The following is a 16,454-nucleotide window of genomic DNA, read 5'->3' on the forward strand; positions in this document are numbered from 1 at the left end:
CGCAGGCGCTGGGCGAAGGCCTCGGCATCGATCCCCTCGCCCGCCGTCGCGGCGCCCGGCACCAGCTGCTGCACCTGGATCCGGTGCAGGGCTTCGGCCAGGGCATCGAGCACCCCGCTCCAGTCCGGCGAGAACTCGGCCAGCAGGGCCACGGTCTGCAGCAGGCGCGGGCCATCGCCATCGGCCAGCGCATCCAGCATCGCCGCAACCTGCGTGCGGTCGACCGTGCCCAGCATCGCGCGCACGACATCCTCGCGCAGCGCGCCACCGGCATAGGCGATCGCCTGGTCCAGCAGCGACAGGCCGTCACGCAGGCTGCCATCGGCGGCCTTGGCCAACTGCACGATCGCGGTCGGGTCGGACTCGATCTCCTCGGCGGCCAGGATCCTGGTCATCTGGCCCTGGATCTGGTCCTCGTCCAACCGCTTCAGGTTGAACTGCAGGCAGCGCGAAAGCACCGTCACCGGCAGCTTCTGCGGATCGGTGGTGGCCAGCAGGAACTTCACATGCTCCGGCGGCTCTTCCAGCGTCTTCAGCAGCGCATTGAACGCCGCCTTGGACAGCATGTGCACTTCGTCGATCAGGTAGACCTTGTACTTGCCGCGGGAGGGCATGTACTGGGCGTTCTCGATCACCTCGCGGACATCATCCACACCGGTATTGGACGCGGCATCGATCTCGAGCAGATCGATGTAGCGGCCGGAGTCGATGTCCAGGCAGGCCGGGCACTGGCCGCACGGATCGGCGCTGGTGCCCTGCTCGCAGTTCAGCGACTTGGCGAAAATACGGGCAATGGTGGTCTTGCCGACCCCGCGGGTGCCGGTAAACAGGAACGCATGGTGCACCCGGCCGCTGTCCAGGGCATTGCTGAGCGCACGGACCACGTGTTCCTGGCCCACCAGCTCGGCAAAACGCTTCGGACGCCACTTGCGGGCAAGGACGAGATAGGACATCAGGCCACCGTCTTCATCGGGACGACCATTGTGCCACGCCTGTCCAGCCCCCCTGCCCCCTGTGACGAACCGCTTGTGCGATTCCAATTCCCCCGCTAGAATCTGCGCCCCTGCAGCGGGTTATCGCAGCAGGTCCGGAGAGGTGTCCGAGCGGTTGAAGGAGCACGCCTGGAAAGTGTGTAAGCGTCTAAACCGCGCTTCGGGGGTTCGAATCCCCCTCTCTCCGCCAGTTAATTGAACTAAGCCCCTGATTTCTAGGGGCTTTTTTCTTTTCTGCTCGCTCCAGTATGCCATCCAGTATGCCACAGCGCATTGGCTACGGTTGGGGCCCCTTGTGAGGTGTTGTGCAGCACCGGCCAGCGGAGCTGGGGGGAGGCAGTACGGCACCACCTCGTGCAGACGGGGCTTCACCCAAAGGGGTGTTGGCAATCCTCCCCCGCCACTGATCTGCCGCGCAGCCTTCGGCTGAATTTCCGTCGCGGTTTTTCGACGACTCCGGGGAAATCCGCTCCTTATTCAACGTCTCCGCATCTGCTCAGCATGCCTTCTCAGGACCGCCATTCCGGCAAGTCCAATGGAGGAGAAGCACATGCCACCCAGCAACGTTAACGAAATGGCCGCGCAGTTCATCGCGGCGTACCAGACCCTTAAAGACAAGAAGGACATCGAGCGTCTCCTGGCGCTCATCAAACCGCAGATCCTTTCCGCCAAGGCGGATGGCATCAGCGACAAGGAATTGATCGAACTGATCAATTCCTTGGGCCTGCGAGAGAAGTTCTATCCGGCGAAGCTCAAGGAGTTGCGGGGGCGTCTGGCCAAGTCCGAACTCGATGCTTCGGCCAACGAGGGCGATGACTCGGTAACGAAACAAGACATCCACCCAATGGCAGCCGCGCTTAGCGGTCGTCGCGATGGGGCAGCAGCATGAACATGCTCGGGCCGTTCCACACCTTTCAAGCTCCGGACCCCAATTTCAGCATGCTCCCGCCGCTGGCCGAAGCTGCCGCGCGCGCCGTGTGCGCCAAGGTCCAGGAGGCCTGTCCGAGCATGGTGCGGACGCACCTGCTGTCGATCCTGTCCTCGGCAGTGGCGCCCCTCTACACGGTGATCCCGCCCAACTGGACGCCCATCCCGATTGGCGTGAGCACCCTGTGCGTCGCTGATGTCGGTGGGAGCAAGAGTCCGGTGCATGAGCTCCTGATCCGGCCGCTCAAGGACCATGCCAAGGAAAGCTTCGCGCGGTACGAGGCCGCAACGATCGAAGCGAACGCGGCTTCGGACGAAACAAAATTCCACGTCAAGCTGCTGAAGGCGGAGATCGCGCGCTGCCTGCGGAAAAACGATTCGGCGCAAGAATTCCTCGCCACGCTGGCCGAGCTGAACCGGACGCCTTCGGTGAACCCAAAACATCGTCCACGCCTGGCTAGCAACCTTGACCTGGAAAGCCTGCTCCACCAGCTGGACGGCGAGTACGAAGCCGTTGACTTCATCACCGATGAAGGCGACAAGCTGCTTAGCTCCAGTCTGATGCGTCACGTATCTGACATGGTCGATCTGATTGACGGCAAGGAATTGGAGTACCGACGCGAGAAGAAGAAGCATCTTTACGCCAGCCATCCGCGGGGAACGTTTGGTCTGCTGGCGCAGTCCGCAGCAATCACCCCGTTCCGTCCTCGGTGCAAGCGCAACGAATATAACGAACATAAAGCCGTCAAACTCGGCTTCTTTTCGCGCCTCCTCGTCTGCGTTGCGCAAGCGTTGCCAATGGGCAACCAGTATGCTCGCGCCAATGGGGACGACGAGGCGCTCTCGGACCTCCACGAGGCGCTCAAGGAGCTTTACGACCTACATCGGGACAACCAGGAAATCGGTGGCATCGCACCCATCGAACTCGTGTTCGCACCTGACGCCCTGGGCTACTGGGACGAACTGTGCCGCATCACCAACAATCTCAAGTTCGGGCAGCTCGCGCATATCGCCGACTTCGTCTCGAAGATGCTCAACCTGACGGCCCGGCTGGCTGCGGTGCTGCATGTATGGGAAAGCCAGACCCACTACGTCTCGATCTCCTGCCTCCAACATGCCTGGGCGCTTGTCTCCTGGCATGCCTCCCAGTACGAACTCGTGTTCGTGCCGCCGCCTCCCCTGCCCCAACAGGAGGCCGACGTGGCAGCCGTCATCGAGCACTTGAAGACCGTTCGCTTCGAAACCGACTACAAGGAAGTTCCCACTGAGCCTATTGGCCTGTTGCTTGGCATTCCCAGCAACCGTCTGCGCGCCGCCCTTCTGCGCATGGAGCAGCGGGATCTTATCGAGCTGTGCGGCGGAAAGACCGCGTTCATCAACTGCATGAAGATGTTCTCACGATCGCGCAACATTACCTGGCGATAAGTGCGGACCAGCTAATAGACGTGCCCTGCAGCCGCAGGGCATTTCTTTTCACCGCCTCACGTGGGTCACTCGGCCATGGCCTTCAACAGGGCGTCGCGGGCGTCGGAGTAGAATTGGATGTCGATCTTGGTCGCCATGTCGTCCGACAAGTCAACCAATTGACGCCGACACGCCACCGGCATGAGTAGCGACGCCGCGCCTTTCTCAACGGCGATCTCGGCGATCGTAACCGCGTTGTGGACCGGTTCGATCGAGCCCCCGAGGTTGATCTCGCCGACGATGATCAAGCCCCCGCGCACGCTTCGCTTCAAGAGCGCGGTGCATAAGGCTACCAACGAAGCTACGCCGAGCTTCGCGCCCGATTTTGCGGCGTCAAAGGCTCGAAGCTGTACCGTGAACTCGTGCTGCCTGGGGTCCTTGTCCCCCACCAATTGCACGGACCTGGCGTAAAGATTTTGCTCGGCGAAGCCAATACTTTCGCGGAACGCGGGCGGAATGGGCTTGTTAAGAACTTTCAAGCCCGATCCGGGGCCTTCGTTGACCTCGACGCGGTAGAGGCCGGAATTCTCCTCCCCACCGCCGGGGCTGATGGCCCATACCTGCCCAGGCTCCGGCGGGTCGCCGCCGATGCTGTTGTCGCTTTGGAGCTCCGGTGTGGAGACGAACTTCTCGACGCCGTCGGCGCCCATGACGTAGCTGAAATGGGTGTTTCGGAACTCTGCAGCACCGACTCGCTTCTGTTGCTCCTTGACGCGACGCCGGACCTCCATGGCGAGGCGGACGGCCCATTCCAGGTCTTCGTCGGGGACCGGGACATCCGCGCTTGGGTACAGGAGCTTCAGCAATCCGCTGACCGTCTTGTTGACCGCATTCGTGTCCCGGCCAGACAGGGCGCCGCCAAAGAAGACGCGGTTCTGCAGTTCGCTCACCCGGCTCTGGTTCCGAAGCTGGCTCCAGCATTCGGACAGGAAATCGCTAACAAGGCCGAAGTGATTCGTGACTAGGTCCTTGTTGATCTTGGGCACGTCCCAACCAGGCAAGAACGCATGGATGCGGTCCATGAAAGCGGTGTCGTCACGCATCTCCGGCGGCATGGGCCCAAACAAGTGCCCTACGCGTTGCTGGTGTTCCACATCGACGTCGAAATTGCCGACTAAGACGATGCTGCCGTCCGCGCGGATGCTCTCCTTGCCGCGGCTGAATTCGCCAGACTCCATGTAGCCCTTCATGATGTTCACGCCGTCCTTCTGGTCGAAGGAAATGCCTGACACTTCGTCGAAGCAGACCACGTCGTACTGACACACCAAGCCCCGGCGGCCCTTGGCTGTGTTCTCCACGAACATCTTGGCCACAGTGGCTTTGCCACCTGAGATGAGGTGGGCGTAAGGCGAAACCTGCTGGAACAGATGGCTCTTGCCCGTGCCGCGCGGACCGAGCTCCACCAGGTTGTAGTTGCGCTCCACGAAGGGCACCATGCGCAGGAGCAGGGCGTTTCGCTGGCGGTCGCTCAGCCCGCCTGACTCAATGCCGATGGATCGGAGCAAAAAGCACTTCCATTCCTCGGTGGTGAACGCCTGACGGGCCTTGGTCAGGGTGTCCAACACGTCGCGCTTGGACAGCTGAATCTCCCGGAGCGACGTGATCCCAAACGGACGCCCTTTGGCCTCCTGGGCGATGGCCACATCGAACGTCACACCCAGTTCGGCATAGAAGCCACCGGTCAACATGCGTTCGTGCTGGTTGACCAGCTCGCTGCTGATCCGCACATCCGTCAACCGGAGGCTTGGCAGGCTGGCGACGTACTCGCCCTTGTTGTCCACTCGCGCCGTCACCAGGTCGATGATCTTCACCTCGCCGGTTTCCAGAGCCTTGGCCTTGAACAGCTCCTCCTCGCCGGCGCGCACCGTGCGGGTCTTGAGCTGGCGCTGCACGATCTCGAGCCCCTCGTCGATCTCCTCTTGATCGGTGCTGGCGCAATAGCGCCCGAGCATGAACTCGACAACGTAGGTGGGGACCGGAAACTGGCGACTGAAGGTGCGGACCAAGTCTTTCCGGACCAGGTAACCGTCCAGTACCGAGGCGGCTTTCTTGTCTATCTGATCCAGTTCAATCATGCGTCATCCTCCGCCGATCACGGTGTTTGCTTCGGCCACCAGCTCGCCGGTCGCACTGAGCAGGACCAGAAACGCCGCACGGCCTTGCAGTTCTTCGTTTTCAACAACCGCCGATGCGGTGCCGTTGTCCTTGAGCGGCTTCACGCTCACGACCACGCTGGAAGCCGGATCGCCCGCCTGGGTGCGAATGTCCAGGGACAGATTCGCGTACTGGCCGTCCACGGCCACCGTGCAGCGCAAACCCTTCCAGGCGATGTCGGTGACCTCGGCCACCTGTTTGGCCGAAGCGCCCCCGCTCCGAGTCACCACCAGATCCAAGGTCAGGCACTCTTGCAGGCTCAACCCGCCGTGGTTGTAGTCAACGGACTTGCCATAGCAGCTCACGCCGTCGGCCAGTGCAAACTGCTGATGGGGGTTCCAGAACCAGGGGTACAAGCGCTCACCGGTGGAAGCGCCGGGCTTGATCGAGGCGCAGCGCCCCCATTTGTTGTCGGTGAGGTCCTTGGACATCTGAATCGTGGGTAACTTGCCTGGCATGAGGAGCCAGCCGTGGTCGGTCACGACCCTAACGCTGGTCCAACCGGCAGTCAGCAAGGCGCCGATACGTTCCACAATTTCTGCGAGAAGTGCGTCGATGTGCTTGGCGAGCTTCCAGCCACGCTCATGCCCCTCGCTGTCGATGTCACCGAATTCGCACCACGCGTTCCCCTGACCATTGCCGCTCTCGGTACGGTCCAGCACCGTCCAGTGGTTGTCGTTCAACAGCTTCCGCAGGTGGTAGCCACCTTTTAAGGATTGGCCGGTTGCTGCGACGCGAGGTTCGAAGTCATCGCAATCGTCGGAACCGCCGATCAAGTTCCGAACAGGAGAAACTGCCGCCTTCCCAGTAGCCGTCACGCTGGGCAAGGCCGTCCAGTTCATGGCCTCCGCAACCTGGTAGCCGCGTGCCTCCAACGCTGCCGATAGGCGGCGAGCGGTATCAAAGCGCAAGCCGTCAACAAACAGCACGCATTGCCCGCCGACTTTATAAAAGGCTGGCGCTTCTGCTATTCGTCCACCTGGGTATGCGGAACCGTCGACTAGCTTTTGTAGATAGCGTGCAGACTCTTCCAGCCAGGGCAGATAGATTGTCCGTATCGCTACTGTCGCTGCATCCACGTCCGCCGCCCTGTCCACGCACGCTAAGGCAGCCAGCACTGCGTCATCGGCACGCCATCCTTCTGTCGCATACCCTGCTTGCAAGTCGGCGACCGAGCCGGCCACCAGCGCTGTCTTGGTGACCTCCGCCACTACGGCCAGATGCTTGGCGGCTAGCGCCAGGGGCGCCTCACCCATCTCGGCCCACACCAACTCACGACGGGGGGCATGCGCCTTCTCCAACTCCAGCAACCGCTTCCTGGCTTCGTGCGCAGGTAGATCTCTTAGGCCCATCAGATCACGCCGGAGCCTTTGCTCCTGCTCCTCGTTCCATTGCGGCCAGCCGCCAGCAAAATCTGCGGTGACAAAAAGATCGAAGGTGGGCGGCTTGCACTGGCGGATTCGGTTCGGGATATTGGGGTAACGCTTCGGTGCTTCGCTGTACCGCTCCCACACTGAATGCCAGGGTCCCTCGCGCGTCGCCAACTTGCTGGCACCCGCCAGAACGCCATCGGCCTGGGGGTTGAACGCCAGCTGTGACTTGCAGACCTCCACAAAGGCCTTCCACTCGTTGGCGCCGCGCGTCGTCTGGAACGCGTCGCCCAGATCCAGCCACTGCAGCAGGTCGCGCACCGGGTCGCCGCCGGTCAGCAGGGTGTTGAAGTAGTCTTTGTCCAGCCGCTTGCCCTTCAGCAGCTCGAGTTCTTCATCCAGCAGCCGGTACAGCGCCAGTTGCATGGCGTTCTTGGCGTCGTTGTCCTGGGCCACATCCAGACCCATGCCGCCTTGGTCGGACTTCAGGAAGGCCATGATGGTCCAGTCCTTGGCGTTCGCCTGCGACCAGATCACGCCCCGGTACTGCAGCTCGGCCAAGGGCTTCAAGAGGTCCGGGCAGTCTTCGATCGCCCGCAGATCCTGGCGGCTCACGCCAGGCAGGTAGAACACCGGCACCTGGTCAGCTGGCAGGGTGACATCGGGCGCATTGCCCGCGATCACGCAGCGCAGCCAAATGGCTGGGCCCACACGGTTTTCTGGGGTGTACTCGCCCAGCACCAGCAGTTCCGCCAACTCGCTCTGCAGGCGCGGGATCACCGCCTCCCACTGGCGGTCTTTGTCGGGCCACAGGATGCACGAGGGCGCGACTTGAACCTCGGGGTTGAAGATCGCCGAGTCGCGTAGTGTTTTCACCAGATGTTCGATCACGCGCATGGCTGAGCCTCCGTCATGGCGAAGAGGCTCATCACCTGGTCAACCAGCGTGGCGGTCCGCGCATCGATCTGCGCCACGCTCCACGCCTCGGCCGTTGCCAGTTCGGCGTTGAGCTTGAGCCCGTTCTTGTAGCCCACCTCACGGCCCTTGCTGTCGGTGCGGTCGCGCTTATCCTTAAAGCTCTTGTTGCCCAGCGCGCTGTTGAAGCCGGAGATCGTCAGGTTGCCCAGCTTGTGGACACGCGTTTCCTGAATGGCTTTCGCCTTCTTCTCGTCTCCGCCCGCGATCATCTTCACCCATGACGCGGGGATGTTGTCGCCCTGTGGGAAGATGTGTTCGATGGTCCACACGAAGAGCTTGCCTTCGTACTTCCACAGATCGACCCAGGTCTCCTTGGTCATGCTCTGCTCGGCCAAGGCGCACAGCACGAACCGGGTAACCCCGGCGTTCTCCTCGTAGATGGCGCCTTCAAGCTTGCTGCGGAAAGTCTCGTCGCTGGCCGATACCGCCAGCAGCTCGTCCCGGATATTGGTTGCAACGGCATCGCCTGACAGTGCGGCCACCTTGTCGATGATGGCCATGAACAGGCGCGTCAGATCGCGGGTGGGCGGTGTGTCGGTGAGATTGCGTCGAACGAAGAAGCAGACCAGCAGCCGCACGATGTCTTCCAGCTGCGCTACGTCGATGCCCAGCGCCTCACGTCGCACCAATAAGTACAGCATCAACAGGTAAGACGGAGCGCCCTGAATGCGGTCCAGGTCCTTCAGTGGCTTGTCCAGCGGAGCCCAGGCCTCGTCCGTATTCCGGCCCAGCATCAACGCATATAGCTGGCCAGCGGAGCGAATAGATTGAAGGTGGTGCTTGGCGTCCTGATTGATCAGCTTCTCGTAGATCTGGATCAGGTTGGACCGCGTGGCCACCGGGCCCAGAGGGTCCTTCTTCTTGTCCTCGTCCTTGCGGAACGGCACGTTCAGGGGGTCTTTGAACGCGTTGTAGTAGTGCCGGAAGAAGCGCTCCTGGACGCTGTAGTCATCGCCCAGATACCCCAGCAGCTTGTTCCAAACATCAAAGTAGTGGTCCACCTTGCCGGGCTCGGCGGTCTCCAGCCGCGCCAGCAGCTTGTTCTTGATCAGGTCGATGGCCGTGAGCGGCATGCCACGGTTGTTGAGCGACTCAAACAGTGTGTAGGCATCAGCGTGGCTGGCCACTTCGATCTTCACCAAGCAGGCCTGGCTCACCTTGTCGAGAAAGGCCATGATCAACGCCAGGCGATCGCTCCCACCATTCACCATCTCTTCGATGCGTGCCTGGAAGTAGCGGAACGCGCGGAAGATCTTGCGGTTGCCCGCATAGGCTGGCGTATCAAAGGGGCTGATCACGCCCACGTCGGACAAGACGGCACGGTAGTCGTTCTGGTTGTTGTTCTGGATCTGCGGGATGACGCGCAACTGGTCGTCTCCCTTCTTCAGTACCAGCTTGCGCTTGAGATTGATCAGCTCCACGCGCTGATCGTCATCCAGGTCTTTTTCGTGCAGTTTTAACGACTGGAATACCGCAGCGAAGAGCAGCGACAGCGTCGTGAGCCGCTGCTGGCCGTCCACCACTTCCAGCCGCTGTACCGCCAAGGTGTCAGTAGTCTGGTTGATGCAGATGATCGAACCCAGGAAGTAGCCAGGGTCGTTCTCTTGCACGTCATCAAACAGCGACTCCCACTGAGCCTTGCTCCAGGTGTACTCCCGCTGGTAGCGCGGAATCGCATAAACCACGCCTGCTTCAATGTCGAAGAGCTGCGAAACTGGATAGTTATTGACCGACTTGATCACTTGGCCTTCTCCCGTGCCTTCTGTTTTTCCTCAAGGCTCAAGTGGTGGTCATTGATGCGGTCACCCACCTTGCCGCCGTATTGCAGGCCGAGCTCATACCACGGGGCCGAGGGCACATCGCTGCCACGGTCCTTTTCCCAATGCAGGCTCTTAGGCTTGTCTCGCAGGACACCGGCGCCTTTTTTTCCGACATCAGGAACAGAGAGGAAGGGGCGGATGTTGAGGCGCACACCATCGTTGAGATCGGGGTTCCAGCCTATCGGCTGCTCCTCGATTGGCTTCCAGCGCACGAAGATGTCGTATGGCGCATCGCCCGCCAGGATCAACTCCAGGCGCTTCTTCAGCGCCTCGGCGGCAGCCAGCTTCTCCTGAGCGGCGTCCACGCCGCTCTCGGCATCGCGCTTCTGGCGACTGATCCAATCACCCAGGTAGGTGTAGATCAGGGCTTCCAGCGCCTTGTAATCAAGCTTGTGATAGTTGATCAAGGCGGCAAAGCCATCGCGCAAGCCGTCCCAGATGTGCCACACAAACGGGCGATTACCGAACAATGCGCAGTGCTGAGTGAAGAACTTGTCACGCAACCAGGTTTCGAGCGACTTGCCGACGTGGTCGGCGGCCTTCAGCAGTTGCGCCAGCACGTCATTGCTCCAGTCTGCGCCGTAGGCGTCGGCCAGCAAATTCAGCAGCCGGTCGCTGGCTGATGCTTCGCGGCCTACTGGCGGAATGCAGACGATGCCGTCTTTGTCGGCATGACTCGCGAGCGCCTTGCTACGCACGATCCATTGACGCGCTTCGTCAGACAACTCCATTTTCTCGTCGGATTCGGCCGGCCAGGTGTAGCCGACCAAGCGGGCGACAGCCACCTGCAGCGGAGAAGTCGCCAGTTGCGGGTGACCGTGAAAAATCCACTGTGTAGGATCGTCGGAATAGGGCTTGGGCAGTCCATTTGGATACTGTTCCGTGGCCACTTTCCGCCAGCGATCCAAGTCAAAAGGAACTTTCACCAAAGTTGCATTGGTGACATTCAGCTTTTGATCAAGTCGGCGCACCGCTTCAGTGTATTCCGTCGAGGCACAGAAGCACCAAATGGCCGTTAAGTGATCTTCGTTTTTGGGTATAACAACCGCAACGTTTTGGTGTAGCCGATGCTTGGCGAAGTGATATGGGAAAAGCTTCCGCATTCTATGGATGGCAACTCCGGTCTTTCCGATCGCCTTTGCACCTTGAGTTGGTCTTGAGGCCGGATTGTTTAGAAGTGTCCCCTGGCCACGCTCCCACTTCACTACGCCATTCATGCCAGCAAATTCATTCAACTGCTCGGGAGTATTTTGCATGAACTCCCAAACAGAGTGATCAAGCTTGCCATACTCCCAAAACAAGCCAACAAACTGGGGGTCATCGCCTGTCTGCAGTCCCACTAGACCGTCTGCAAACTTGCTCAACAGAGGAAGGTCCTCTTCTTCTGAAAGAGTGACGCGAGCATCTGGATTTTCAAGCTGCGTTTTTTGACTAGCTTGAATCAAGTGCATTTTCTGGAGAAGCGTTGCTTTTTCCGAAGCAGACTTTGGCTTGCTAGCATCAAGTCCAACAATCACACTCCCACCGGAAGGCCGTTCATGCGTTTGCGTTAGCAAGATGATAAAGGCGCCTGCGGCTTGTGGACTCTCAAAGCCTCCTTCGCCTAATCGAACCAATAGATTCCACGTAACATTTCGCAGAAGCTCTTCGCGTTGTTTCTTATAGCTACCAAGAAACAGCCAGTTTTGTGGCATAACCACCTGAACAACTCCCGCTCCTTCAGATGCGGATAGCTCTATGCATCTTTCCAAGAAAACATTGGCTAAATCACTCTTTGCATTTGGATAATTCGATTCTGAGTAATCACGCAGAATTTCCGACTGCTGACCGCGCCCCAGATAAGGTACGTTAGTGATTATCAAGTGGTAGCGCCCATCCAGTACCCGGGCAGCATCCAGCAGGCCCAAAGCACTGAGTGCTAAATCCCAGTCTTCTGCATCATATTTGCTCTTCGCTGCACTTTCCTGCGCCAAAGCACTGCGCAACAGTTCGCCCAATTCGCGGTAATCGGCACCGAACAGATCACCTTTGCTTTTGCCAGGCGATAGCAGGCTACCGAGCAGCGGCGCCTGAACAAAGAGCTGATGCAGCCGCGCCAGCCCTTCGCGCAGATGTGCGGCATTAGTCGCGTCTGCTGGCACCAGCGCCTCCCAGTCCTGCGCCTTGGCCGCAACCTTGAGGCCGCAGCACGCGATGTTGGGTGCTGGAATCTCCCGCACACCGAGCGGCTTGCCGGATACATCTGGATAGCGCCACGCCTCCAGCGCCACAGCGAATACGGCGATCTCCACGCAGCGCTGGTCCAGCTCTAGCCCATGGATGTTCTCGGCCAAGACGCGATTGACCGCCTCTTTGGCGCTTAGGCCCCCCGCCGCCATACGCATCGGCACCAGCATCAGGAAAGCGGCTACCAGGAAGTGACCCGAACCGCAGCACGGGTCGAGCAGCTTGAAGTCGGCCAGCGAATCGGGCCAGCCCTCGAATTTGCCAGCAGCGGGCGTACCGTCTTCCAGGGTGCGGAAGTAGTCGAGATTGACCGGGCACGGTTTGCCTGGATGCCGGGTGGCCCACCATGCGCCGAGCGAGTTGTGCAGCAGGAAAGACACCATGTATGGCTCGGTGAAGAGCTGGGTGACGGCCGGCAACTCGTCGGCGCCGATCTTCACTTCCGACTTGTTGATGCGCTCCTTGTTATCGGCTTGCCAGAACTGGTACACCCAGCCCAGGCTGTCGCTGGCCTTGAATACCGCATCGGGCAGGTCCTTGAGCAGGCGTTCCAGCTCGCTCTGATGTTCGGGTGCAAAGGTCAGCTCAAACACCGGGGAGCCGGGCTTGAATACCTGCGGCAACATGCGGGCGGCCAGCTTGCCGGCCAGCTCCCAGCCATTCTTGGCGCCCTCGTCGGGGGCCAGTTCATCGCATTCCTCGATGGTGACGGCGACGCCGTCGTACATCAGCAGGTTGTTGTCGGCCAGGAAGCGGGCGAACAGCATGCGGTGCCAGTGCTGGTAGGCCACTTCTTGCGCCAGGTGATGCACCTCTTGCTTGCCATAGGTCGGGTTGGTGCTTTTCGAGTCACGGGCGTCACCAAGCTGCTTGCCGTGGGTGCGCAGGCGGTTGCGCAGCGCTTTCTCGTCATCACTCAGAAATGCCTCAGGCTTGTCGTGGCCAACGCCCAGTTGGTCTACCGCCGCGTGCGCAGCAGCTTCAGCAACCGTGCGAGCTGCTTTAACCGTTTTCTCCAGCGAGCTGCGCAGGTCTTTATCCAGTGCTTGCATCATGCGTGTTCAGGCCTCAGTGAAGAACGACCGGGCCGTTTTTCAGGGCCTGTGCGATGGTTTGTCGGGCATCGTTCAGCCAGGTATCGATCTCGGCCTCAGACTTGATGGTGCGGCTGGGCAGCTTGACGAATTGCGCCTTGGGTTCCATCAGCTCGGCGGCAGCCACCAGCACGGCGTCGAAGCGCGAGTCAATGGCGGCCACGCGGTCGGCGAACGACGAGAGCGACAACCGATCCACTGTGGCCAGCACCTCATCGGTGTTGGCCACTTGTACCTTGGGTGCGTCGGTGAGAGTGAGCTTCTGGGCGGCCAACAGGCTGTTGCGCTGCTCAGGCTCCAGCTGCTTCCAGTTGGTATCCGCGTCCAGGCGCGCCATGCCGTTCTTGTGGCGGGCCTGGTAATCGGCGTGCAGCCGGTTCAGTTCGTCGCGTAGCAACTGCGTCAGGCTGGCCACCAGGGGGATGACAGGGTCCGGCTCCTCCAGCAGCTGGCGTTGCTGCTCCAGGTGAGCGACCTGCGCCACCAAGACCTCGGCGCCCGACAGCCCGTTGGCCTGGGCCAGCAGGCGCTTGAGCGTGTTCCAGGCGGGAATGCGCTTGTCGATGCGTTCTGCCAGATCCGTCCAGGTATCAATCGCGGCAATGAGTTCGTCCCGCTGGTTGTAGAGGGCCAGCAGTTGCTCGTTGCCTGCGGTCAGGCGGATTTCTTCGAGCCCCTTCGTTTCTGGCCGTGCTGGGCGAGGGGCATCGCCGCCGGCGCGGTTGGCAAGTTCTTGCGCGCTGACCAGAAACTGCGGCACGTAGGCCAGCTCTTCGCCTTGCTTGGCGCTGAGGCCGACTTTCTGCAGCACCTTACGAATCTGGATGCGCTGAGCAGCCGAAACGGTAGCCGACTCGACCTTGAACATGATCTTGCCGATGACCTTGCGTTCCAGGTCCTTCGGGTCGATGGTCTGGCCCTTGTCGTCCTGGGCGCGGATCAGCCCGGCCACCAGCAGCACCTGCAGGCCACCATCCACCGCGTCACCCGACCAGCCGTAGGTGGCGCCTTCGAAGTTCTTGCGGATGTCGATGCCCTTCTTGCCGCCGGCAATGAAGGCCAGGATGGCTTTGCAGACCGGGTTTTTGGCGGGCTCGCCGTCGTCGCCCACGCTCCTGAGTGCATCCGGCGCGCCCTTCTGCGCCTTCTCGTAGACCTTGGGCCAACCGGCGTGGTCGGCGATGTGAAACTGCGGGTAGAGTCGTTGCAACGCGTTGGTGGCGGCCTCCAGCGTCATCTCTTGCAGGTCGGTGCCAAGGATCTCGTTGCCGCCGCCCTGGAAGACGCGGGCGCCAGAGAAGGCCTCTTGCAGCAGTTCGCGGATCTTGCCTTCAGCGGTTTGCTTGGTGGTCTCCATCGCCGAGCGGGCCTCGGTGCCCTCGGCGGTGTTGGGCACGCCGCGCTTGTCCAGCGTGGCGCTGGCGGCTTTGAAGTCGATCAGGTAGTGCCGCAGGTCATCGGCCGAGCGCTTGGGGATGAACACGAACACGGTGGGCGACTGGTTGCCCGCCTGGCGAGCGTCGGCACGCACCGAGCTTTCGTCGATGCTCCAGCCATCGCGCACCCAGACGCAGACCTTCCCTGCGGCGTCGCCCGGCAACTGCGCATCGAACACCGGAAAGATGTCGCGCGTGACCTTGGACGTGCCTTGGGTCAGTGACAGCTTGCGCACCATCTCGCCGAACTTCTTGCGGATGCGATCGTCGCGCTCTGCATCCACCCGGTGGGCCTCGTTGGCCAGGCTGTTGCGCTGACTCAGGAACTCGTCGTTCCAGGCGGCGCTTTCCTCGGTCTGGATCCGGTACTCGTCACCCACCTTCATCAGCAGTTCGCATTTGTCGAGCACGCTCGGGAGCTTGCTGCGCAGCGCGCTGGAGCCATGGGTGAGGTCTTCCACCAACAGGTCGGCCAGGGTGTCGACGGTTGCGCGAATGCCGATCTCGTTGTTGCTGCTGGCCAGCTTGTTGATGAGAAACACCAGGCCGCAGGACCGTGCCATCAGGCGCTGGTCGTCGGTGCCCTTGGCCCAGACCATGGTCTTCTCGTGCACTTTGCGCGGCAGGATGCGCGACTGCAGCAGCTTGTCGGCTGCGTCGAAGTAGAGGTAGTCCGCGGGCACGACGCTGCCGACCGTCGCGTCCAGGTTGGTCTGGATGACCTTGTGGATCATCGAGAGCTGGTTGCGCAACTGGCTGTCGGTGCCGGTCTGGTCCAGCACGCGCAGGGTGCTCTCCCAGAAGCGGCGGCGCACCGGCAGGATGGGGTAATCCTGCGGGAAGAACTGGATGTCGTCGCCGCGATGCCCGATGGTGGTGCCGGCCAGGTGACGCGAGATCTCGCCCAGGTTGGTCTGCATCACCTTTTCGACCGGTGCCTTGGCTTCGGGCTTCTTCGCCAGGATGACCTTGCGGATCACCGCGTCCACATCGGCATCCGACAACTCGACGCGCACGGTAAAGCGGCCTTCGAGCTTCTTGAGGTTGGAGGTGCCGGTGACAGCGGTTTGGCCGGTGCCGATGAAGAGCATCTTGGCGCCGATGTTCTTGCAGCAGGCCTCGACAACTTCCTGCACATCGATGGAGCGCTGGCTGTCTTCGCCGATGTACTGCTGTACCTCGTCGAGCACCACCAGGGTGAGGGGGAACTTGCCGCCGCGGGTCAGCGCCTGGCGAATGGCCTTGAGCATGTCGCCGCTGGAGACGTCCTGCACGTAGGGGTACAGGTTGTTCAGGGTCTCGACGCAGGACGCTGGCGACGTGAATAGGTTGGGCTTGGCCTTGACCAGGGCCTCGTGCAGACCCTCGGCCACGTAGAAGTTGTCGAGCTCTTCATTCCAGTCGAAACCGCTCTTCTCAACGTGGCCCCGCACGGCGTCGTAGATGCCTTCATGCTGGAGCCACATGACAAAGCGCGCCACCGGGTACTGCTCCGGCAGACCGACGGACTTGAAGAGGATGCCCAGCAGGGCCATGCGCACGGACTTGTCGCGCGAGCTGGAGCCCAGCGTGCCAGACGCTGCATGCAGACCGCCGTGGCGCTTCGCCTGGGTGCTGAGTTCCTTGAGCTGGTCGCTCACGCCTTGTGGCAGGTTCGCGATACCCCGCGCGGTGGCGCCGTCGTCAAATTCGCTGTCGACCCAGAGTGCACGCAGCATCTTGACCAGGTGCGACTTGCCTGAGCCGTAGAAGCCGCTGACCCACACAGCAGGCTGCTCGGCCTGCTCGATGTTCTTCAGATAGACGTCGAGGATGTGCTCCAGACCCTTTTCGTACTGGCCATCGCAGACGAAGGTTTCGAGCTCGTACCGTAAGACGGACAGGGCCTGATTGGTTTTCTCGTCGTTGACACTGGCCACGCCCTCATTGACCAGCTTTCGGGTCGACGGGTCCTTTTGATAGATGTCGCGGTTGAGCATGTGCTTCCCCCTGT

The 16,454-nt window shown here is 61.1% G+C and carries 8 protein-coding genes and 1 tRNA gene; 3 read left to right on the forward strand and 6 right to left on the reverse strand.

The window, feature by feature from the left end:
• Nucleotides 1–953: DNA polymerase III subunit gamma/tau (dnaX, locus tag ACLFKU_RS35150; protein ID WP_410852216.1), on the reverse strand; the 953-nt coding region annotated here is incomplete at its 3' end.
• Nucleotides 954–1,089: 136 nt separating this feature from the next.
• Between dnaX and ACLFKU_RS35155 the strand changes: the two genes are divergently transcribed.
• From ACLFKU_RS35155 to ACLFKU_RS35165, 3 genes are all read left to right on the forward strand, one after another.
• A tRNA-Ser gene (locus ACLFKU_RS35155) sits at nt 1,090–1,182 on the forward strand.
• A gap of 360 nt (nt 1,183–1,542) precedes the next feature.
• On the forward strand, nt 1,543–1,881 hold the full coding sequence (locus tag ACLFKU_RS35160) for a hypothetical protein (RefSeq protein WP_088028263.1): 339 nt from the start codon (nt 1,543–1,545) through the stop codon (nt 1,879–1,881).
• Entirely contained in the window at nt 1,878–3,344 is a 1,467-nt protein-coding gene (locus tag ACLFKU_RS35165) for a YfjI family protein (protein ID WP_410852217.1), read from the forward strand. The genes ACLFKU_RS35160 and ACLFKU_RS35165 overlap by 4 nt, the downstream gene beginning before the upstream one ends.
• Before the next feature lie 65 nt (nt 3,345–3,409).
• On the opposite strand, the gene brxL is transcribed toward ACLFKU_RS35165, so the two are convergent.
• Genes brxL through brxC form a run of 5 tightly spaced genes read right to left on the reverse strand, consistent with a single transcriptional unit; the run spans nt 3,410 to nt 16,440 of the window.
• A complete protein-coding gene (gene brxL, locus ACLFKU_RS35170) occupies nt 3,410–5,458 on the reverse strand; it encodes a BREX system Lon protease-like protein BrxL (protein WP_410852218.1) in 2,049 nt (682 codons plus the stop codon).
• 3 nt (nt 5,459–5,461) lie between these two features.
• Nucleotides 5,462–7,804 carry a BREX-1 system phosphatase PglZ type B gene (pglZ, locus tag ACLFKU_RS35175; RefSeq protein WP_410852219.1) on the reverse strand — a complete coding sequence of 781 codons (2,343 nt, stop codon included), beginning with the start codon at nt 7,802–7,804 and terminating at the stop codon, nt 5,462–5,464.
• Entirely contained in the window at nt 7,795–9,627 is a 1,833-nt protein-coding gene (locus ACLFKU_RS35180; protein ID WP_410852220.1) for a DUF262 domain-containing protein, read from the reverse strand. Before ACLFKU_RS35180 ends, pglZ begins: the two co-directional genes overlap by 10 nt.
• Entirely contained in the window at nt 9,624–12,986 is a 3,363-nt protein-coding gene (locus tag ACLFKU_RS35185) for an Eco57I restriction-modification methylase domain-containing protein (RefSeq protein WP_410852221.1), read from the reverse strand. The genes ACLFKU_RS35180 and ACLFKU_RS35185 overlap by 4 nt, the downstream gene beginning before the upstream one ends.
• Nucleotides 12,987–12,999: 13 nt before the next feature.
• Nucleotides 13,000–16,440, reverse strand: coding sequence for a BREX system P-loop protein BrxC (brxC, locus tag ACLFKU_RS35190; RefSeq protein ID WP_410852222.1), 3,441 nt, complete (start codon nt 16,438–16,440; stop codon nt 13,000–13,002).
• Nucleotides 16,441–16,454 lie beyond the last annotated feature (14 nt).

Origin of the sequence: Paraburkholderia sp. EG304, from assembly GCF_046543485.1 — a bacterium.
Classification (GTDB): Bacteria; Pseudomonadota; Gammaproteobacteria; order Burkholderiales; family Burkholderiaceae; genus Paraburkholderia; species Paraburkholderia youngii.